This window comes from Mesorhizobium sp. M0136 (assembly GCF_040322515.1).
Taxonomy (GTDB): Bacteria; Pseudomonadota; Alphaproteobacteria; order Rhizobiales; family Rhizobiaceae; genus Mesorhizobium.
The window spans coordinates 35151-53890 of sequence record NZ_JAMYTP010000031.1 but is presented as its reverse complement, the minus strand read 5'-3'; the positions used below and the strand labels follow the sequence as shown (position 1 = coordinate 53890).

22 protein-coding genes and 1 tRNA gene are annotated in these 18740 nt (G+C 59.1%); 6 read left to right on the top strand and 17 right to left on the bottom strand.

Going from position 1 to position 18740, the window contains the following annotated elements:
• The first annotated feature begins 186 nt into the window (after positions 1-186).
• Positions 187-260, top strand: a tRNA-Gln gene (locus NKJ35_RS27430).
• A 243-nt stretch (positions 261-503) separates the two neighbouring features.
• Here NKJ35_RS27430 and NKJ35_RS27425 read toward each other — a convergent pair.
• Both NKJ35_RS27425 and NKJ35_RS27420 read right to left on the bottom strand, forming a co-directional pair.
• Positions 504-872 (bottom strand): hypothetical protein, encoded by a 369-nt coding sequence (locus NKJ35_RS27425; protein WP_352650596.1) that lies wholly within the window; start codon positions 870-872, stop codon positions 504-506.
• Complete coding sequence (locus tag NKJ35_RS27420) at positions 869-1531, bottom strand: hypothetical protein (RefSeq protein ID WP_352650591.1); 663 nt, start codon at positions 1529-1531, stop codon at positions 869-871. Before NKJ35_RS27420 ends, NKJ35_RS27425 begins: the two co-directional genes overlap by 4 nt.
• Before the next feature lie 94 nt (positions 1532-1625).
• Between NKJ35_RS27420 and NKJ35_RS27415 the strand changes: the two genes are divergently transcribed.
• Together NKJ35_RS27415 and NKJ35_RS27410 are read left to right on the top strand one after the other, a co-directional pair.
• Positions 1626-1862 (top strand): helix-turn-helix domain-containing protein, encoded by a 237-nt coding sequence (locus tag NKJ35_RS27415; protein WP_352650590.1) that lies wholly within the window; start codon positions 1626-1628, stop codon positions 1860-1862.
• Between the two features lie 275 nt (positions 1863-2137).
• Positions 2138-2635: an SGNH/GDSL hydrolase family protein gene (locus NKJ35_RS27410; RefSeq protein WP_352650589.1), complete on the top strand. Its 498-nt coding sequence runs from the start codon at positions 2138-2140 to the stop codon at positions 2633-2635.
• A 9-nt stretch (positions 2636-2644) separates the two neighbouring features.
• Here NKJ35_RS27410 and NKJ35_RS27405 read toward each other — a convergent pair whose 3' ends face one another.
• The 11 genes from NKJ35_RS27405 to NKJ35_RS27355 all read right to left on the bottom strand — a co-directional run bounded on the left by NKJ35_RS27405 (position 2645) and on the right by NKJ35_RS27355 (position 11928).
• Complete coding sequence (locus tag NKJ35_RS27405; RefSeq protein WP_352650587.1) at positions 2645-3607, bottom strand: hypothetical protein; 963 nt, start codon at positions 3605-3607, stop codon at positions 2645-2647.
• Between the two features lie 39 nt (positions 3608-3646).
• The gene (locus NKJ35_RS27400; protein ID WP_352650585.1) at positions 3647-6184 is read right to left on the bottom strand and encodes a GDSL-type esterase/lipase family protein; all 2538 of its coding nucleotides are present in this window, start codon (positions 6182-6184) and stop codon (positions 3647-3649) included.
• Positions 6174-6725 (bottom strand): hypothetical protein, encoded by a 552-nt coding sequence (locus NKJ35_RS27395; protein ID WP_352650584.1) that lies wholly within the window; start codon positions 6723-6725, stop codon positions 6174-6176. The genes NKJ35_RS27400 and NKJ35_RS27395 overlap by 11 nt, the downstream gene beginning before the upstream one ends.
• Entirely contained in the window at positions 6722-7072 is a 351-nt protein-coding gene (locus tag NKJ35_RS27390; RefSeq protein ID WP_352650582.1) for a hypothetical protein, read from the bottom strand. Before NKJ35_RS27390 ends, NKJ35_RS27395 begins: the two co-directional genes overlap by 4 nt.
• A 154-nt stretch (positions 7073-7226) precedes the next feature.
• Positions 7227-7640: a hypothetical protein gene (locus NKJ35_RS27385; protein ID WP_352650581.1), complete on the bottom strand. Its 414-nt coding sequence runs from the start codon at positions 7638-7640 to the stop codon at positions 7227-7229.
• Between the two features lie 82 nt (positions 7641-7722).
• Positions 7723-7923, bottom strand: a complete 201-nt coding sequence (locus tag NKJ35_RS27380) for a hypothetical protein (RefSeq protein WP_352650579.1) — start codon at positions 7921-7923, stop codon at positions 7723-7725.
• A 166-nt stretch (positions 7924-8089) separates the two neighbouring features.
• Entirely contained in the window at positions 8090-8224 is a 135-nt protein-coding gene (locus NKJ35_RS27375; protein ID WP_352650578.1) for a hypothetical protein, read from the bottom strand.
• Between the two features lie 84 nt (positions 8225-8308).
• On the bottom strand, positions 8309-10114 hold the full coding sequence (locus NKJ35_RS27370; protein ID WP_352650576.1) for a phage tail tape measure protein: 1806 nt from the start codon (positions 10112-10114) through the stop codon (positions 8309-8311).
• Positions 10115-10220: 106 nt separating this feature from the next.
• Entirely contained in the window at positions 10221-10559 is a 339-nt protein-coding gene (locus NKJ35_RS27365) for a hypothetical protein (protein ID WP_352640413.1), read from the bottom strand.
• A gap of 785 nt (positions 10560-11344) precedes the next feature.
• Positions 11345-11560 (bottom strand): hypothetical protein, encoded by a 216-nt coding sequence (locus NKJ35_RS27360; RefSeq protein WP_352650575.1) that lies wholly within the window; start codon positions 11558-11560, stop codon positions 11345-11347.
• A gap of 161 nt (positions 11561-11721) precedes the next feature.
• Positions 11722-11928 (bottom strand): helix-turn-helix domain-containing protein, encoded by a 207-nt coding sequence (locus NKJ35_RS27355; RefSeq protein ID WP_352650573.1) that lies wholly within the window; start codon positions 11926-11928, stop codon positions 11722-11724.
• A gap of 111 nt (positions 11929-12039) precedes the next feature.
• Between NKJ35_RS27355 and NKJ35_RS27350 the strand changes: the two genes are divergently transcribed.
• Together NKJ35_RS27350 and NKJ35_RS27345 are read left to right on the top strand one after the other, a co-directional pair.
• Positions 12040-12750, top strand: coding sequence for an Arc family DNA-binding protein (locus NKJ35_RS27350; protein ID WP_352650572.1), 711 nt, complete (start codon positions 12040-12042; stop codon positions 12748-12750).
• A complete protein-coding gene (locus tag NKJ35_RS27345; RefSeq protein WP_352650571.1) occupies positions 12750-13889 on the top strand; it encodes a tyrosine-type recombinase/integrase in 1140 nt (379 codons plus the stop codon). The genes NKJ35_RS27350 and NKJ35_RS27345 overlap by 1 nt, the downstream gene beginning before the upstream one ends.
• A 257-nt stretch (positions 13890-14146) precedes the next feature.
• On the opposite strand, the gene NKJ35_RS27340 is transcribed toward NKJ35_RS27345, so the two are convergent.
• From NKJ35_RS27340 to NKJ35_RS27330, 3 genes are all read right to left on the bottom strand, one after another.
• Positions 14147-15598: a hypothetical protein gene (locus NKJ35_RS27340; RefSeq protein WP_352650569.1), complete on the bottom strand. Its 1452-nt coding sequence runs from the start codon at positions 15596-15598 to the stop codon at positions 14147-14149.
• Between the two features lie 321 nt (positions 15599-15919).
• A complete protein-coding gene (locus NKJ35_RS27335) occupies positions 15920-16771 on the bottom strand; it encodes a hypothetical protein (RefSeq protein WP_352650567.1) in 852 nt (283 codons plus the stop codon).
• Between the two features lie 70 nt (positions 16772-16841).
• Positions 16842-17789, bottom strand: coding sequence for a hypothetical protein (locus tag NKJ35_RS27330; protein WP_352650565.1), 948 nt, complete (start codon positions 17787-17789; stop codon positions 16842-16844).
• Here NKJ35_RS27330 and NKJ35_RS27325 point away from each other — a divergent pair.
• Positions 17782-17961 (top strand): hypothetical protein, encoded by a 180-nt coding sequence (locus tag NKJ35_RS27325; protein WP_352650564.1) that lies wholly within the window; start codon positions 17782-17784, stop codon positions 17959-17961. The genes NKJ35_RS27330 and NKJ35_RS27325 overlap by 8 nt on opposite strands.
• A gap of 103 nt (positions 17962-18064) precedes the next feature.
• On the opposite strand, the gene NKJ35_RS27320 is transcribed toward NKJ35_RS27325, so the two are convergent.
• Positions 18065-18685 (bottom strand): hypothetical protein, encoded by a 621-nt coding sequence (locus NKJ35_RS27320; protein ID WP_352650563.1) that lies wholly within the window; start codon positions 18683-18685, stop codon positions 18065-18067.
• Between the last annotated feature and the right edge of the window lie 55 nt (positions 18686-18740).

Sequence of the window (18740 nt, the reverse complement as noted above, 5' to 3'; positions counted from 1 at the left end):
ATCGAAAGCTTGACCCCAGCACCGCGGTGCTCAGGTCCTCATGGCATCGGATATGCACGTCTGCGGTCTTCACCGGATGCGTACAATTGAACCCAGACACAGGGTTGACTATTTTCCGGCGGCGGCTACAAGGGCCGCGCGGCTGCTTGGCGGCCCACCCTGCGCGTTTTCTTCAACCGCGCCTGCTGGGGAATAGGTTAACGGTAGACCCACGGACTCTGACTCCGTTAGTCCTGGTTCGAATCCAGGTTCCCCAGCCAACGATTTTCCTCTTATGAAACAACAGCTTACAAGCCCAACACCTCTCTAAAACCGTGTTGCAGGCCGTTTCCGGTGTATTCCGGTCCAAGTCCTTATTTTCCAAGGCTTTCCGGTCTGGTCCCGTTAAGTCTATGCAACACCGTTGCAACACGGATCGAGCGGTTTGTGCCACTAATGTTCCGGCAAAAAAATGGCGGGCATTTCTTGCCCGCCCACCGTTCGCCCTTGGCCTTTATCCCAATTCAGCCGGCGCCGTCGGCCATCGCCTTGATATCATCGACCAAGCTTCGGAGTATGGTGATTTCCAGATCCTCGTCGTCACAGTAGTCGCGCTCGCGAACTCGCACCTTGGCGGCGAGCCCCTCGATAGTTTTGGCCCGCGTCTTCATGACCTTATCGAGCGCGCGGCTGAAAGCTGCGGCCCTATTCTCCTCCTTTTTTTCCGCCTTTGCGATGCGCGACCTGAGCCGCTTGACCGCCACTTCGAACTCATCCTCGAGCTTCGCCGTTCGGTGCGTGGCCGCGTTCCATTTGTCGCTCGCAGAGTTGAATTTGGATTCGAGACGGAGGAGCTTGGCGTCGAGGCTGCGCCTGGTGGTCTTACCCATCACGCCGCCTCACCTGCCAGGCGCCTGATATCGGCGGCGATCGATATCAACGCCTCGCTCTTGGCGTCGATTTTGTCGGCCGCCCGGAGCTTGACGATGATCCCCGCCAACGTGTTGGCCGGCATTGCCAAGATCCGATCGCCGACCTGGTAAAACTCGGCGGAGCGCGCGCTGTAGGCGGCCTCTGCGGCATCAACGCCGGCCTCGCGATTTATCTCAGCCACTTTTATGACGAAGGCTTCCTGCAAAGCCCTGTGCGCGGCCCGCTGCTCTTCACGCGCCCTGTGAAAATCGCGCAAAGGCGCCGGCTGTTTCTCCGGAAACGCAAGGTCGCGCACAAGCATGCCGCCCGTCATCTCATGAAGGTCGTCCGGCATGCGCCGTTCCTTCCATGCCGCAGGCTGTGGCGGATAGAGCTTATCGGCCTTCCTGCCGACCCGACAGCATGCCTTGTTAGCCCGATTCATCTGGGCCTCAGCTTCCACCATTTCCTGATCGAGCCAGAACAGATCGGCGTCGGGATGCTCGGCGGCACGCGCGGCCGGAATAGCCGCTACCAAGGCAGCGGCGGCGGCTGACGATGCTGCCAGGCTATGAAGGACCTGGCGGCGGTTGATTGACGGCAAGCCTTCGGCGGCTGCCGCAACGAGTGCGTTCGGCATTGCATTTGCTCCTAGGTTCGCATTGTGCGATAACCCATTTCATGTAATGTTACCGGTTTAAAGTCAACCTATTTTATGTAAGGTTTCCCAAAACATGTCACTTACCCCGGCGCAATGCCGCGCGGCGAGAGGTCTAGTAGACTGGTCGCAAGCGCAGCTCGCGGATGCTGCGAAGGTCGCAACTAAAACCCTTGCGGATTTCGAGCGTGGGAAACGCACCCCCTACGATCGAACGTTGGAGGATGTCAGAGCAGCCCTCGAGGCTGCCGGCGTGATCTTCGTCGACGAGAACGGCGAAGGGCCAGGCGTGAGGTTGAGGAAAGCGCGATAACTAATTTGCCGCAATGGGCCGGGCCCTGGTTGTTCAGCTTCACGTCTTTGTCCCAATCATTCACATCGGCGTGATCTAGCCGGCGTCACTGAAACCGGCTAAGTAGAAGGCGGGCTTGGGGGCTTGGGCAAATGGGACTTATTAAAGTAAAGGGCGTTCTTTCGTCTTGGAAAGGTCGCATGCTCGCGACCAACGCCGTCCCATGGCAAGATCATTGGGCGGTCCGCACCGCAGCGATATCGGCTCATCTGCGATGGATCGGTCCCGGCTGTCTGATGCTTGTTGGCGATTCACTCTTCGAACTTGTCCCGCCGCATCCGCTCGAGGGTCTCAATGTCGTGAACGCCGGCTTCGGCGGCGCGACGGCCGCCCATGTCTATGCCTCTGTCGCGTCCTCCGTCGTGTCGTCGGCCTTGAAAGCAAATCCGCCGTCCAAGGCCATCATCCAGGTCGGAACAAATGACAGCAAGGCCGGCGCCGATTCCTCCGCCGTAGCGGAAAAGACCATGGCGATCGGCAAATTGTTTCGGGATATTGGCACCGAACCCATCATCTTCGCCATCCCGCCGATTGAAGAGAACAAGACTGCCTTCAGATCGGCATCCGTGGCCGCCGCGATCAATGATGCAACGCGCCAGGCGTCGCTCAGAAATGGCGTCCCCTTTATTGATCCCTACCTGACAATTCGCGGGTCAAATGACGTGACGGAGGATGGCATCCACTTGGCCCGCCACGCCATCATTGCACTCGTCGAAGCCATTCGAGCGGCTTAGCTCGCTCCTTCAGAGCAGAGTGATGCCACGCGTCAGCAACCGGGCCTTGGAGCGCGCGTAGATGGCGGCGATCTGCGCAGAAGTCTTGGCGGCTTGGAACACCATCAACTCGGCGAAGTCGCCACCGCCGGCGTAAGCGTAGGTGCTCCCACCGATGCCGACCCGGTGCCTGACGTCGGCCACGTCGAGCGCCCCGGCTTGGCTGTAGACCGTACCGTTGCCCCAGTCGATACGCCGGGCACCCGCTGCGTCATGCGTGACGGCTAGAAACAACCAATCCCCAACGCTACCAGCAGGCGGCGCGACAGTCTGTGCGTCGCCAGAGAAGTTGCCGCCCGACGCACGCGAAAATGCGACATAGCCAGCGGCGGTAACCTGCACCATCCATGCCGGGGTGCGCGTGTTGCCGATGGGCCACCAGCCGACAATCATTGTGGTGCTCGCCAGCGCCTTGCGCTTGACCGCTAGGCAGATCGTCTGATCGCGCTTGATGTCAATCGGCGTCTGGTAGCCATTGAGATTGTTGGTCGTGGCGTCGGCAAGCGTGAGAGAGCCTGCGTTCTGGGTCGGAGCCGGGGCGAGGCCGCTGGCGATCACCGCGCCCGATCCGCCGCCGCCAGTCGCTGCCACCGAGCCTTGGGCAGTCGCATCCGGGGAACCGGGATCGGTTTCGGTGAATGAGGAAACCGCGCCGCTGGTGAGCGTTGCGGTAAGCGCCTGCGGGATGGTCTGGCCAGTCCCGCTGCGCGTCAGGGTCGGCGCGGAGGTGTAGCCAGTACCACCGGCCGTGAGGCGGGTCGAGAGGCGCGGCGTCATCAACTGCCCGGACAGCATGTCGGCCATGGTCGGGTTGTCGTTGCCGAAAAGCCAATGCGCCTCGGCGTCGGTCTCGGCGATGCCTTGGAACATCGGCTGAAAGTCGGCCGGGTTTACGGAATAGCCCGTGCCGTTGATATCGACGGGGAGAACCATGCAGGGCCAGAGAGTGGACACGGGTGGGGTGATCCTTCTTTAGAAGTGCGTGAAGAGGTTGGTCCGGATTTCGGACGCGCCTAGGTTGTTGGGATGCGTCTGATCGCTGCCAAGCCGATCCGAGGAGTTGACCATCAATGCCTTGCCATCGACATAGGTGAGGTTCGGATCAGCCGCAGCGACGACAATTGCCTGCATCACGTCCCGGTAATCCTGCAAAGGATAGGTGTGCGCGGTCTCGTGCGCGGGACAGTAGAACGCGCCGCAGAAGACCAGCGGCGTCGTCGGACACTTGGTTCTGAACCCGGCGAGATATCCCTCGACCGCCGTCTTGAAGGCGACGGTCGGCACCCGGTTGGTGATGCAGTCGTTGATGCCAATCGAGTAGAACGACTTGGCGTCGGCGATGCCCTTGTCGAGTATCGCCTGCCCGACCACCGCGCCCTGCGAGGCGACCGCCGTGTTGGAGCCGTTGCCGGTGTTGAGAAGCTGTCGGCCGAGGTCCACGGCCAAACCGAATGCCCACGCCTCATAGATAGAGGACACGCCCAAGCCGTGCGTCGTGCTGTCGCCATGCGTGTTCAGCAACTTGTTCGGGCGCGCCGAGCCCAGGGCCAGCGCGGCATTGGCCGAGAACCGGGTCTGACGAAGCTCCATGCCCGCCGCAAGACACCATACCACCTCGACCAAGCGCTTGCCGACCGAACCGAAGTCGAATGTATAGCTCTGGTCGCCCGGCGTTCCCGGAGCAAAGCCGCTGGAGAATGTGGCGAAGAGCGCGCCATCCACCAACACGGCGCAAAGCGTGTTGTAAGTGTCGAGCCGGGTGACGAGGTTGTTCCAGTACACGTCAAGCTGCATGTACTGGGCCGTCGTGATGTAGCCGACCCGGGCTCCCGGTGCGCAATGCTGGAAGTTGTTGCTGTCATTGACCGGGCGCAGGAAGCGCAGCGTATCGACCGACTGCTCGGCAATGGACGCGTAGTCGGAGACGAGGCCACGGGCATCGTTCGGGAACAGCGCCTGGTACTGCACGCCCGAGAAGATGAAGTTGCCGCTGAGCGCTGGCGGGCTGACGCTGGTATCCAGCCACATCAACACGCCGCCGTTCTTGCCGGCGACGATCGGCTTGCGAGCGTCCAGCCCGATATAGTTGCGCATGCCGCGCCCGGGGATCGACACGTTGTGGTCGATGGCCTGCACAAGGCTGACATTTTCAGGATCGATCTGGACGCTCTCTGATGCCAGCGGCAGGATCGCCTTGCCGTCCGACAGGCGCAGACCTAAGAACACGCCGCCATTTCGACCGGCGATGATTGGCTGGATAGCCGGCTGCTGCGGCAAGCGTGTGAGCGCGCCGGCGTTATTGAATTGCTGCTGAACTGCGGGTTTGACCTTGCCCTGCTCGACATAGCCGGTGCCGCCGATGCCGTTCGAAATGTCTCCTTGTGTTGCCGGGCTCAGGATGCGCGATATCGAGCCGACGACGATCGCCGGCGCGCCGCTGTTGTTCAAATAAAGCTGGTAATAGGTCCCGTCCGCCGACAGCGCGTAATAGCTTTGCCCGCTCACCACCAGGAATTCCGGGTTCAGGACGACAGCGGCACCGGTCAGGCCAGCCGCTGAGGCAAACGAGGGCGTCGGCAGTACGGGCGATGCGCCGATGTAGCGGCCCCGGCCAGTGATGCGCACCGCAGCGACGCTACCGGAGACGATGTCGAACTCGCCGGTCGGATTAATGGCGAAATTGCCGCCTGTCCAGGCCAGCGAGTACGTGCCGTTGGCAGGGCCGCCAGAGCCCGGCGTGATCGCGCCCACCGTCTTACTGACGCCGCGTGGCACATTGGTTGCTGCAGTGTTGGCATAGAAGCCGCCCTGGTCAGCGGCAGCGGCTGCATAGGTAGAGGATGCGGCGACATTATTCGCCGTCAGAGCGGCATCGCTTGCTGCTGTCGATGCGCTGCTGGCAGCGGCAGCTCGGTCGAGATCGGTAGCGACGCGATCCTGGCCGGTCTGCACGACATCAAGGCCGGTTTGCGTACGATCGGCGCCAGTGGCAATGCGATCAGCCGCCGTCTGGCCGGCATCGACGCCGGTCGCGGCGCGATCGAGACCGGTCTGCGCGCGGTCGGCGGCAGTGGCGATGCGATCGGCCGCGGTTTGGCCGGCATCGGCGCCGGTCGCGGCGCGATCGATGCCGGTGGCGGTGCGATCGGCCGCCGTCTGGACGGCATCCTGCGCAGCCGCGGCGGCCGCCGCCTGCGCCAGCGTCACGCCAGCCTCCAGATCGCCGAACGCATCGGCGATGGTTTGCGCCTGCTCGGCCGCGAGGCGCGCCTGGTCGACCTGCGTGGCGCCCTGCGCCAGCAGCGTGCCCCAGAAATTTTCGCCAGTCGCCGCCCACACCCCTGCCGTCTTCAGCCATTCGTCGCCATTGGCGCGGACGATGGCGCGGTCGCGGTCGCGGCCGAAATCGGCGGTCAGCTCGGAGGCATCATCGACGGGCAGGAAGGACTGGCCGGCCGGGCCAGGCACAATAGTGACATTCGGGATCGACAGAATAGCATTATGCGCCATCGGATGATCCCATCCCGATCTCACCATCCGGCGCCAATAGGATGGCCGGGTTTGCGTCGATGCGACGGGGCATGTCGGCACCCAATACACGTTCCATTTCCCGGCAGGCGACTTCCTCGGCAATCTCGGCCGACAAAATCTCAGCATCAATTTTAGCCAAGCGCGCCGAACGCGTTTCAGCCGTGATGCCATCCTTCGGCAACGCCGCAAGCATGGCTGCTTTCAAGCGCGGTGCATCCAGCGCGGCGAACACGCCAAAAGCGTTCTGCTGAAGCGCCGTGTTGAACGCCCCGGCGACAGGCAGATAATAACCTTCACCACGGACAAGGAACGGCATAAAGAGCGGCCGCGTTTGAATCGCGGCCTCAATCGCTCGATCAATTTCCCTTTCGATCGTACCGAGGTCGTTCGGCGCCATCTCCACCAGGTGACGCTCAGCCTGAAGATCGGCAATCCGGTCGCGGATCGTGTCAATATCGGAGCGCGCGCTGCGGAAGGTTCGCTCCAGCAGTGCCGCAGTGTTTTTGATGACGTTTTTCATGCGATCGCTCCAGCCAAGAAGAAGCTCGGTTTGCGCGGTTCCGCGTACTCCCGGCACAGATCGGCGATCGCTCCGAGATGCACCCATTTGTCGTTCAATAGGTCTTTCGCGGCTTTGAGACGTACAACCTCGGCCTCGAGCTTTGCGATTTCTGCCTGCTTCTCGGCGATGTCATCGTCTGAAAGACGATACCTCTCGGAATCACGTTGGGCTTTTGCCCTGACAGCCGCCAGTTTGTCGCGCGCAGCCCGTTCGTCCTCGCCTGCCGACAAGCAGGCGGCGTTCGCCCCTTCGGCGGAAGCGATGCGGGCAGACAGCCTTTGCTGATCAACTGAAAATTTGCGCATTCGGAAAATACCTCCCTTTTGGGGCGAGGCCTCCCCGGTTCGTCAGCAACAGGGGAGGCCTCTTGTTCACCATCAGCCATGACGGTGCCTGAGGGAGAACGCCCTGGAACAGTGCGCCAGATGGATCGTCGCGGCAGCAATGTTTTAGAAATTTTTAGTCCCGATGACCGTCCTGCGAGGCGTCCAGGTCGGCCCAGATCGTATTCCAGGACTTCGGGCTGATACGGGCTCTGGAAAGGCGCGCGAAATAGGCAGCCTTGGTTCCCGGAAGCGCATCGCCAACATCATCTTCACTGGCCATATGCCAGTCAGCCGCGATGAGCTTAGCGGCCACTGTGATGGCCTTGCCGGGATAAAACACGTTCCAGACGCGACGGAGAATATTTCTTCGTAGAGCCCGCGCGTCAGGAATAATCCGGTCGGCGTCGTCGTCGACGAGCTGCCTCAGGATCAAGAGGCCGGCCAACACGTCTTCGGTCTCGGGAAAACTGCCGGCCGCGATCTGGTCGGCGATACGTCGAAACCGACACGCAGTCTCGATGACATCTTTGTCGAGCGGCGCGCCCATTTTCGCTCAAGCCTTGACGTTGAGGAGAGGCTTACCCCCTACCCCCCACAGGTCTCCAAGCCCCGCCCGCAAACTGCCGCGTCTAAACATCGACAAGACAGGGCTCCAAGGCAGCGCCAAGCGCATAAACGACTGTGCCGTCCATCTCGCCCACGATGCCGCCCTGCGCCTTCACGGCAGCCACGCCTGCGGCGCTGAGCGCGCCAGTCGCCAGGTCGAGCTTTTCCCCGCACCGCTCGCAAGTCGTGCGCCATTCGCCCTGGTCGCGATGCCACAGGCCCATGGTGTGACCTCGCGTGGTCGCGCGTCGCACCGCAGCCGCTTGCGCCGTGGCGATGCTCAATGCCGGCAGCAAGGGCGCGACCCGAGCGTGAAACGTCGGCAATGTTTCACGGGAAGAGCACTGAAACGGCGGTGAGGTGCGGCCCGCCAATGAGATTGGCTTGTTTTTAGGCATCGGCCCCAGCGCCTCCTTCCGCCAGGTGCCCGGCGACTTCCTCCCAGAGATCGGCGATACGATTGCTTGCTTCGGCGATCATAAGCCTGCGAAACAGCCGGTCCTCCCGGTCGTCGACCTCGGCCATGGCGCAAACGATCCTGACCAGCTCAGTGTGTTCCTCACCGATCCTCTGAAACCGCTGCGACAGAAATTCGCCGTCGAACATCGTTCACCGTGGTCCCATCAAGCGGCCGGCGCTCGAGCGTCCAGTATCGGCGCGCACTGCGACAGGCGACGGCGCCCTTGCCGTCGCATTGAATGCGGCACCAGCCTCCGCTCCAAGTTGCTTGCCCATGCCGGCGATCATGGAGGCAAATATCCCTCCGGCCTGCTTTGCGCCCTCGGTCATCTCCTGGTTGATGGACTGGCCAGCCTGGTGGCCGCCACTGGCGATCTTATCCTCGATCTCGGCGCCTACGGGGGCGAACCAGTCGCCGGCCGGCCGCGACCCGCCGCCCGCACCTGGCGGCAGCGACCAGTCGCTTTCCGGCCGGTACGAGGATCCTCGGCCGTGCTGTGCCGGGTAAAGGTTGCTGCGCACCACCGGACCGAGCGGCGTCGGCGCGCCGTAGGGCAGCGGAATGGGCACGCCATTGGCGTCAGTGCCGGCGCTGAAACTGGGATCACGCGGCAAGCCTGCGCGCCGCGAATCGCCATATTGCTTATAGGCGGCGGCCGCGCGAAGCTCTTCATCGGAGCGATAGCCGCCGATCCGGGCCATCTGGTCCTTGTCCTCGTCGCCGTGGGTGATGCCCCACGCCGTGCGCGCGGCGAACCCATGGACGCCGCTTTTTTCGAGACCGGCATTGACCGAGTTGGCATAGCCGAGTGTGTCGACGATGTATTTCAGCCCGTCGACGACGCCCAGCGAAGCGGCGAAATCGCCGGCCTGAATCTGCAGTTGGCTGAGGGTTTCCTTGATCCGGTCAAGACCGGCTTGCGTGTTTTTCAGCAGCTGCGCGTTGTTGCGATCGAGGACGCCAGGTGCATTTGCTGCAATCTCCTTTTGGGCGGCGACGATCTCGTCATACTTGGTGAGGATCACGGTTGCGGCCTGGCGGGCTTCCTTGTCGCCGAAAATCTGGCCAAGCCGGTCCGCCTTGCCGCCGGTGGCCTCCATCAAAATATCATGCGTCACCTTGAGCATGTCCTCGCCATTTTCGCGAGCGGCCGACATGCGCTTCAGAAAGCTTCCGCTGATTTTCGCGAGCCGCTTCTCGACGTCCGGACTGGAAAGCTTTTCGAGGAAATCGCCGACCGACGTCGCGGCCTCGCCGACAGTGCCGGTATAGTTCGCCATCACCTCGAGGAATCCGACCATGCGCTGCGCGCCCTCGATCCCTTGAAACCCCTGCTTGGCCGCCGACGGCAGCAGCGAGGGAAGGAAGCGCGACATATCCGGCGCCTCGAATTTGCCGGCCGAGCTGCCGGCGGCGATGATCGAGAAGAACTTCTCGGCATCCTTGGTCGTCAAGCCGAGCGACAGGCGCGCCGTGTTCCAGCTGTTCACGACATCCTCGCCCGACGCGCCGAGTGCCTGCTGCGACTTGGTGAGCAGGTCCAGATCGTTGCGGATGTCCGTCAGACTGGCGCCGGCGGCCGCGTAGGCGCCGACCGTTTCCATGACCTGGTCAGACTGCAGGGCGTAGGCTTTGGCGAAGTGGTTTACATCCTGGTACAGGCCCTGCATGTCGTCGCGCGACGCGCCAAGCGTCAGGCCGATGCGCGTGAGCTGGCGCTCGACAGAGGCAAATTCCTTGATCGATTGCGTGAGGGCGTACCCCGCGACGGCCGGGCCAATGAAGCGCCCGATCGGCATGGCCGACATCGTGCGATTGAGCAGGCCCTGCGTCCTGTTGAACGCGATCGACTTCTGATTGACCTGGTTCAGCTTGGCGCCCATCTTATCGAAGGCGCCCATCGGGCCCAGCTTGGCGGAAAGCCGCATCACGGCTTCGATGGTACGGTTGCTCATTTTTGGCTCCTACGATTGTGATAGGCGACGGCGCGCGCGAACCAGGCGAGGATCTCCGACATCGGCATGCAGGCGACATCCGCCGCTCGCATGCCAAACCGGAAGATCAGCTCGTCGGCGCGGGTTCCGACTTCGAGGCAGGCGAGGCGGTTGCTGGCTCGCCATACGTAAAAAAATCGAGCACAGCGACCCGAACCGCCCTGGCGTCTTTGATGCCGAGCTCGCCAAGCATGTCGAAGCCGGGCTCGACGACGCAACGGCGGACATAGGCGGCGACCGTTTCGACGTTCTCGATGACGACGTTGTTGCCCGCAGCGCGCTGCATCTCGTAGGGCTCGCCCAGCTGCATCAAGTCGTTGAACCGCGGCTCGCGCACCTTCACCGTTTCGAAGACAGCGCCATGCGCTTCATAGCGGCGGGACAGGGTGACGGTCTTCTCAGTCATTTCGCATTCTCCTTCAGGTTGCATGATGTGTGTTGCACGGGTCCGAACGCGTGTTGCGTGTACCGCCTGCAAAGTGGCCTACTAGAAAAATCCCGGGCTCCCCCGGGCCCGTATGGGGCGAAGACGCTGATACGGTCCCTACACCGGGGGTGGGGCCAGCCTCAGGCCGATCGCCCTTGCCGCGCAGATCGGGCGGCAGGTACTTCATCAGCCGCCGCACCTGCTTTGCTGACAGACCAACACTGAAAGCAACGGCATCCACGCTCCAGCCCCGTTCTGCCACCAACAGGCGCGCTGCCTCAGCCCGCAAGCTAAGGGGCAGATTGAGGATTCTCTCCGGACGATCCGCAAAGTTCGGCGCCCAAAGCCAGAGTGCCTTCCTCAGCTTCCCTGTGCCAACAGCTCGGGCTGAACCAGGCTCAGATTGATGATCCTTATCCATCTTCCTTGCTTCACCACTTAGCGATAGTTTAGCGATAGTTTCGCGATAGTATTGTTGTTAGATATCAATAGGTTCGGCAGTTGCGATAGTTTTCGCCGTATTAGAGGTGGGAGAAAATATCCCGCACCCTTTTGTCTCTACGTATACACCCCACAAAACTGTCGCGGACTGTCGCAAGCCTTTGATTTCGTTTCGTTATCTTCGCTGAATGAACTGTCGCGAAGTGTCGCAAACTGCCGCAAGTGTCGCGGCGAAAAAGTTAACGAAAACAAGGAAAGCGCTACTCTTCGGCTGTGCGCCAACCCAAAACGGGGGTGCGGGGTTTTGGTCATAACTGTTGACATTATTTGAACCTCGCTTCGTAGGTGACGGTGCGCCCCGCCACACGTCGAATGCCGGTCTGCTGCATCAGCAAGCCAAATCGTGTGAGGGATAGCTGGGGCGCGCCTGTCTCGATCGCCCAAATGGTGTAGGCTCTGTGGAGCTGCCGCGCGGCAATTCCGACCCGACTATCAGCCACCAGGCGCGCGTCGACGAATGCGGCGACATGCTGCAGCAATCTTAAATCGGGGGTTCCGGGGGCTCGGCCGCCGACTGGCGGAAGACCAAGCTCGAACCAAAGGCGCCGCGCCGCCTGAGCGCCGAAGACATCTCGAGCGGCGCTGACTATTTGCGCCTTGTTGGCCTTGACGCTCCAGTCCGGATGATCCTCTAGAGACATCAAGCAGACTTCTGCTGGGGCACTTCAAGCATCCGTTCGACCGCGGCGCGCGGTACTCGAATCGAAGTGCCGAAACGAACCGACGGAATCTCGCCGCGCGAAATCGCTAGGTATGCCGTGGACTTCTGCAGGCCGAGCAGGGTGCAAACTTCTTTCACGGTATAGACGGCAGGGGCAACGGACGTGCCAATCTGGTTTGAGCGCATGGGACATTCCTTTCCAAACGAAGCAATCATGGTCCACACAATACATTCCGTTCCTTGACAGTGGAAGGAATTGGGTATTAGAAAAAGAATACACAGTTTTGGAGCATTCAAATGGGAAAGCGCGGACCAGCACCTGGGTCAGGCAAAACCCCAATTTTCACTATGCGCTTGCCGACCGACCTGCGCGAAAAACTGACCGAAAAGGCCGAGGCTGCTGGGCTATCCCTGTCTAGGCAGATTGAGCTCAGGCTGTCGAAGAGCTTCGACGAAGAAGACGCAATCGAGAACAGGTTCGGCTCGAAAGAGAATTATAGAATAATGCAGGTCCTCGGGATGGCTATCGACGCTGCGAAGGAAAAATACGACGCAAAGTCGTGGCTGCACGATCCTGAAGTGTTCGACCTTGTTGTCGAGACGTTCAATCGTACTATTGCGCCACTGAGGCCGACTGATGATCGTCAAATGTTCGAACGCGCGAGCCCAACGCAGCGCTACAGCGACGCGATCAATATAGCCCGGCAATCATGGGCGGCCGTCGCCGAAGCGAAATCTCCCCGAACAAAATACATCAAAGCTGATTTGGCTGATGTGGCAGATCGACCGACGATCCATCGCGGGGAGTTCGAGCTGCGATCCAAAGAACGCCTTGCCCAATTTCTATTTGAGGGCGGTATGCCGGCTTCGTCCCCTGACGACCTTGAGGATAGGATGAAATGGCTGCGCCAGCGGGGCGAACTCCTACAGCGTGCTGAAAACGAAATAGCAGCCGAGATGATCTCCGAAGGGAAAGATCCTCGTCTGAGCGATGAGGATACCTTTTGATGGCTAAAGTCCGCAAACGTACCCTCCCCTCTGGTGAGATTCGCTGGCTCGCCGACTATTTTGACGGCTCCGGCAAACGCCGCTCAAAGCAGTTCGAGAAACGCAAGGACGCCGACGCCTATCTCGTTCGCACTAGACGAGACGTGCAGCTCGGTCTGCACGTTCCTGACAGCACGTCGATAACGGTGCGCGAAGCGGCAAAGCTATGGCTTGGAAAATGCGCCGACGCCGGCCTCGAGCGATCGACGCGCGACGCCTACGGGCAGCACGTCGACCTCCACATTGTGCCGCTGATCGGCTCAAAGAAGCTATCGCAGATGACAACGCCGGCTGTTCACGCCTTTGCCGATGAACTCATGCTGACGCGCTCGGCGGCGATGGTAAAGCGCGTCGTAAGATCGCTCGGCGCAATCTTCGTCGAGGCGCGCCGCCGCGGCCTGGCTAACACCAATCCGGTTTCGGACGCCAAGATCAAGGTCGGTGACCGCCGCAAGTCGAAGCGGCCCGACATTCCCACCAAAGCAGAACTGCGCGCCATTCTATCGGCCGCGCAGGGCAAGCACCGTGCGCTTATCGTGACCGCCATCTTTAGCGGCTTGCGCGCTTCCGAGCTGCGCGGCCTGCGATGGAACTGCGTCGATCTCAAAGCTGGCGTTCTGTCGGTCAAGGGCCGCGTCGATGCGTGGGGAGACTTCGGCCTGCCGAAGACATCCGCCGGCGAACGCGACGTACCCTTGGCGCCCATGGCTGTCACCGCGCTCAAGCAACAACGGTTGGCCATAGCGAACGGGCCGGACGGTCTCGTCTTCCCTTCCGACGAAGGGACACCGCTGGACCACAAGAACATTCTCAACCGTGTGTGGACGCCCCTACTGATCACCGCCGGCCTGGTCAAGGTCCACCGCACGAAGCGGGACGAGAATGGAAACCCGCTCCCGATCGGTAAGTACAATTTTCACGCTCTTCGCCACGCGGCCGCCAGCCTATTCATCGAGCAAAAGCTCTCGCCAAAACGCGTCCAGGCGATCATGGGGCACAGCTCGATTACCGTCACTTTCGACACTTACGGCCACCTTTTTGAAGATGCCAAAGCTGATCAAGTTGCGGTGGCGGAGATCGAAGCTCGGCTTATGCAATAACCGCCGATTTGCAACACGCTTGCAACACGAGCCGGAATTATGCAGCAGAAACAGCAGCAAAATCTGCCTCTGACTCCGTTAGTCCTGGTTCGAATCCAGGTTCCCCAGCCAAACGTAGCCGCAAAGCACGAACTTCTATCGAAGCTTCCTCGTGGGTGACTTCAACAGGTTGATACCCGCTGCCTGGCAAGCTATTTCATCGATCGATCGAACTGAAGTGAATAGCGGGCGGCCATTCAGGGCCAAAACCCGCGCGTTTATGCGAATTCGAGGCGCTTAGCTATATGGCGACGGGTGTTTCCCTTATCCAAAAGGCCCACCAACATCAAAGAACACGTAGTCCAAAGACCCAATGCCATCCAATACCAATATAGTCCTCGCCTGTTGTGCGTGTACCATTCGTAGCCAAAAGCCTGCAAGCTTGGAGCCAGGGCACTAAAAAACACGAGTGTCGCCAACAGTGGTATGCCTCGGACTTTTAGTTTGTAGCGTATAGTAACCCAAGCCAAAAAAACGATTGTAGGCAAAATCGCCACCGTCAAAGTATCGAACCAAAACTTTGGCGTCACGACGGAGTATGGAGTTTCTCTAGGTGAAGCTACAGCTTGTATGCCAGCAATCACCTCAAGGCTGTCTAGAAAGCAAAAGGCAAAAGAAAATATTAGAGCTATAACAACCTGCTGCAAGCACGCCACCCTCACGCAATCCCCAATGGTATCGTAAGTATCATCTGACCTTCGCCTCGCCGTATAAATAAAGAAACCAAGATATAGAGGCACAAGGAAGCAGAAAATATACCGTAACACTTGAACAGTGCCTCCATAAGGCTCGTAAACCCATTCGAACAAAGATGGAGACCACGCCTGCTCTATTCTAACAGGCTCGCTTGCACGATAAGCAAACAACAAGATGAATAACGCGCACATGACCGCAAAGGCTGGGACTGCCAGTAGAATCACCTTCCAGTCGGTTGGCGTGTCGTCCTGCGGAGCCGGTCGTCCGCCAATGTTCAAGCCGATGAGAATGGATTCGATTCCACGCTTGAGGCCGATCTTCCTAGTGTTATTCGTCGCTGCATAGATTAAGGTATATGCGATCTTCTGCTGCGGCGTGGCCGCAGCCAATTCCTCTCTGAGAGGAACCTCGACGCCTAGCAGCACGCCTATCTGTTCTCGCAGCTTTGCATAGTCATTGTTAAAGGCGCGAAGCGATGCTCTTGAGGCCTCTAGCGCAATATCGTCAATGTGCTCTTCCACGCCGGTTGAGCGAATAAACAAGCCTTGGAGCCCGATGATTGGCATATTAACGTACGGTGCAAACAGGAATAGTGCTGCCAATAGACAAAACAGTGGTGATAAATATGAAACACTAATAAAATAATTCTCAAACGCACTTGTCACGCCATCATGATAATCAACAGGAAGAAATCCGTTGATTACTTTCGGCGCAAATTCTTTTACCAACGCGACAATTGCTTCCTTTGATCTCCAACATACAATCAAAAACAGCGCCGCGATCGGAAGTGAAGCCAAATATGAAACTAGATGTAGAAAATTGCTTGAAAGATATTTACGAAGCGGGAAATACGACGAAGGTCGTTGCGGATCAAACTCTGTCACGCGCTCAGAAATAGCGCCGACTTGGATCCAAAAGATCACGAAGGCAGCGAAAGCAGCGATCGCTGCGTATATAACGTCTCCTCCCAACATCACAACGATACCTAGCTACAAACGCCGTTTACGCAAGAAACTGCCAAAGCTGACTCCGAAAGCCCAAGCGACAACCCAAAAATTGTCGCCACAACAAAATATATCACACAGCGCATGAGAATTCTCCCCAAAAAATGAGAAAAAACTCTGTCATAGTTTGTTAACTTCCGCAAGAACTTTCTTACGCAAATCCCCGTCGTCACAGCTTTGATATACCCGATTGCTGTTGGCCAATAGCTCGACTGCCCGAAACTATTCTAGCCCATGGGCTCCGAATAGGTACGGGATACACGAGACGGTCTAATCAGAATCTACAGTCCTTCAATTCAGCCAGCTCGTTAGTTGCGGCAGCAATGCGGACGGGTTCGGGGCACCGCGGGATATGTCGACAATGTAGGCGTCAGGGTGGCCATACTTAAGCTTAGGCAGTGCATCTGAAGCGTACGCACGCGTGCCGAACAGGGCAACAGACCGCCAGTATCCTTGTCTCTTAAAGAGCAGGAAGGGGTTGGCCACGCTAGACTGCGCCTTCCTGACCTCATCCATTGCCGCCTGGGTGGTTGCATCGGCACCAATGACCACTCCGTACCCGACCGCGGGCACCATGTCTGGCTCAGCAATGATCTTAGACGCCTGAGCAGCTACCGTAGTGGCGGATGCGACTTGCGCTGCACTTTCTTCGTTTGTCTTGGTAATCCTGGTGTCCAGCGCTCGCGTTTCGAGAGGGCTTGAGCTCGAGGCGCGTAATCGGTTGTTGGCCTCATCAAGCTGTGACTTGGCCGTAGCAACCAACGCCTGTAGCTCCTGAACAGAGCCTTTCAGCTTGTCGTTTTCCGTCCTGAGGTCGCGTCCAGTCTGCTCCAGCTGAGCCAGCCGATCCGGTATTGCGTTCGCGTCGACGCCGGCGATCAGCATGCGTCCATCCTGGGTGAGCTTGACCGCACTTCCGGACAGTGCGAGATCAACGATCTGCACTTTGGACCCGAGGATATTGATCTCCGAACTCCGGACGCCGAACCGCTTGAGTAACGGAATGAAGTCAGGATACAAGATCGCGATTATGACTGCCGAGCTGACTAGGATTTTCAGAAGGACGTTGAGCCACGCGTGAGCGACGTCTGCCCAAATTCGCGCGCCTGGCTCGTTCACGCCGAGTGTCTCAGTTTCCGACATCCGTGCCTCCGGCTGTCCATGCAGTCTAATCGAAGTGGCCGTCGTGTGCATGGCTGAACTCGACAACCGCTCATTTCAGCCTGTCGTTGGTCAGCCAGCCGATTACGGGATCAGTCTTTTGCCCGGTCGCCGTCACGAAGAGATCATCGCTCTGCGAGTCCTTGAGCGCTCGAAGCGCCTGCTCCACGGACGCCCCCTGGGGGATGAAGCCGAATTGGACGGCATCGGCCGCGTTGTTCCCAATCTTCAGATAATCGTCAATTGTCAGCGCCTGTGCCTTGAGCTTTCCGGCTTCATCGATCCAATCGGCGGGAATGTTCTTACGTCGGATCACGAAGATGGGAGAGCGAGCTTTGTCGAAGACAATGACGCGCGTTGTTTGATCATTGAAGCGCGAGAATACATCCGACACTAAAGTGGTGCGCACGCCTCCCCGATCGACCTCAAACTTGGCGATCTTCTCATAGGGGATCATGCGCGATGAGGCAAAGGGCAGGTGCGCATTTGGTGGATTGGCGGCGAGGAGTGCCGCCTCCGACGCTTGCTTGAAGCTCTCATTGGTGAAGTAGAACGCAAGGACCGTACCCACCCATGTCGCGAAGACCGGAAGAGTGGCGGTGAAAATGCTCATTAGGATCGAGTCGAGCTTCGTGCGGATCACGTTTTCGGGCCCTGTGGCGGTGCCTAGTTGCCAAAATACGACGATCAGGAGCGCGGACAGCGCCGTAATGGCAAGCGTCCCGACTGTCAGCACGATCGGTGCGATACGCTGGCGCATCCACGTGTCGGAAGCGGTGGGGTCGGGCACTGCTGGTTGCGCCGAGACGACCGGCCCTATGGCGAACCGGGAAACAACCATCACAACCCCCGAGATGGCCACGATGGCGCCGAAGTTGGTGAGCTTCTCGAAGCCGCCCCAAGGCAACCTAGGAACTTCGAGAACGCTCACGCCTGTCACAAAGGCAAGAAGGCCAATGCAAAACGGAAGATAGCGACGGAATAACTCCTCGATGGCCATCATCATTCCTTTCGACCAGCAGAATTCATCCCTCGTCCTTAAGACCGAATATCCGCATGGGCCCGACGCTCAACCAAAATTCTCGCCTTTCATACCCCTGATCAGCCTCGGCCTTGGTGATGATCCCATCTCGATTGGCGCCCACTTTTCCGTTGGCTGCCGCCGGCGCTGAATCGCGCTGCAGTCAACTAGCATCCGAGATGGCAGCAACTGCCAACCACGAACCACGGCTCCATAGAATTCACAGCCGCTTGTAATAGACAAACTGCTGATATTTAGCCTGTCGTATAGCTCAGGCACGCATAATATTGCTTGCCGTAGGCAGCAACGAGGTCTGCCCTTTCGAGACCGTTTATGATGCGCCGGGCCTCGCGCCATTTTTCTTTGGCGCCTGAGAAGAAATCGCCAAGCTTGGCTCCTGTGAAGGAACCTTTGTCCATCCCCTTGAACATGATGTCGGCCGCAGTCGCCGTGTTCATCGCGAGGCTTGGGTTCGTGGCCAAATTAGGGTCCGTAAGCGCCGCCATTTTGAGATAATTGGCCTTATGCGTCAGTTGAACAAAACCTCGTCCGAGCCACGATATTCCTTGGGGATCGAGCTGCCAGTACCGCTCTTTTACCCAAGGCAGCTTTCCCGTCGCAAACGCCTTGTCGAGGATCTTTATGGCTTGAGCGTCGGTGCTGGCAAAAGTTTCCCTTAGGGGTTGCATTGTTCGACCAGTTTCGTGATGTGCGGTGCCGAACATATAGGCGAGCCAACGGTCGTCGGCCTTCGGCATCTCATGTTCCCATTTGTCAAGAATCAATGTGATGCCGCTCACTTGCGAGCTCGACATTTTGCCGCCGAAGAGCCCCAGCCGCGCGTGGTCAAAAAAGAAGTTTCTGTTGATTGCCATATCCCTAACCGCTCGCTGCGGCCTCCCGTTAGCTTTGATTTTCTGCTTCTGACAG

Coding starts and splice junctions, on each gene's coding strand:
- NKJ35_RS27385 (WP_352650581.1), bottom strand. CDS start 7,640: ATGGGCGCGCCGCTCGACAAAGATGTCATCGAGACTGCGTGTCGGTTT.
- NKJ35_RS27405 (WP_352650587.1), bottom strand. CDS start 3,607: ATGGTTCTCCCCGTCGATATCAACGGCACGGGCTATTCCGTAAACCCG.
- NKJ35_RS27370 (WP_352650576.1), bottom strand. CDS start 10,114: ATGAGCAACCGTACCATCGAAGCCGTGATGCGGCTTTCCGCCAAGCTG.
- NKJ35_RS27325 (WP_352650564.1), top strand. CDS start 17,782: ATGGCCATCATCATTCCTTTCGACCAGCAGAATTCATCCCTCGTCCTT.
- NKJ35_RS27320 (WP_352650563.1), bottom strand. CDS start 18,685: ATGGCAATCAACAGAAACTTCTTTTTTGACCACGCGCGGCTGGGGCTC.
- NKJ35_RS27365 (WP_352640413.1), bottom strand. CDS start 10,559: ATGACTGAGAAGACCGTCACCCTGTCCCGCCGCTATGAAGCGCATGGC.
- NKJ35_RS27330 (WP_352650565.1), bottom strand. CDS start 17,789: ATGGCCATCGAGGAGTTATTCCGTCGCTATCTTCCGTTTTGCATTGGC.
- NKJ35_RS27420 (WP_352650591.1), bottom strand. CDS start 1,531: ATGCCGAACGCACTCGTTGCGGCAGCCGCCGAAGGCTTGCCGTCAATC.
- NKJ35_RS27345 (WP_352650571.1), top strand. CDS start 12,750: ATGGCTAAAGTCCGCAAACGTACCCTCCCCTCTGGTGAGATTCGCTGG.
- NKJ35_RS27350 (WP_352650572.1), top strand. CDS start 12,040: ATGGGAAAGCGCGGACCAGCACCTGGGTCAGGCAAAACCCCAATTTTC.
- NKJ35_RS27400 (WP_352650585.1), bottom strand. CDS start 6,184: ATGGCGCATAATGCTATTCTGTCGATCCCGAATGTCACTATTGTGCCT.
- NKJ35_RS27390 (WP_352650582.1), bottom strand. CDS start 7,072: ATGCGCAAATTTTCAGTTGATCAGCAAAGGCTGTCTGCCCGCATCGCT.
- NKJ35_RS27375 (WP_352650578.1), bottom strand. CDS start 8,224: ATGGCCGAGGTCGACGACCGGGAGGACCGGCTGTTTCGCAGGCTTATG.
- NKJ35_RS27410 (WP_352650589.1), top strand. CDS start 2,138: ATGCTTGTTGGCGATTCACTCTTCGAACTTGTCCCGCCGCATCCGCTC.
- NKJ35_RS27355 (WP_352650573.1), bottom strand. CDS start 11,928: ATGCGCTCAAACCAGATTGGCACGTCCGTTGCCCCTGCCGTCTATACC.
- NKJ35_RS27415 (WP_352650590.1), top strand. CDS start 1,626: ATGTCACTTACCCCGGCGCAATGCCGCGCGGCGAGAGGTCTAGTAGAC.
- NKJ35_RS27380 (WP_352650579.1), bottom strand. CDS start 7,923: ATGGGCCTGTGGCATCGCGACCAGGGCGAATGGCGCACGACTTGCGAG.
- NKJ35_RS27335 (WP_352650567.1), bottom strand. CDS start 16,771: ATGTCGGAAACTGAGACACTCGGCGTGAACGAGCCAGGCGCGCGAATT.
- NKJ35_RS27340 (WP_352650569.1), bottom strand. CDS start 15,598: ATGTTGGGAGGAGACGTTATATACGCAGCGATCGCTGCTTTCGCTGCC.
- NKJ35_RS27395 (WP_352650584.1), bottom strand. CDS start 6,725: ATGAAAAACGTCATCAAAAACACTGCGGCACTGCTGGAGCGAACCTTC.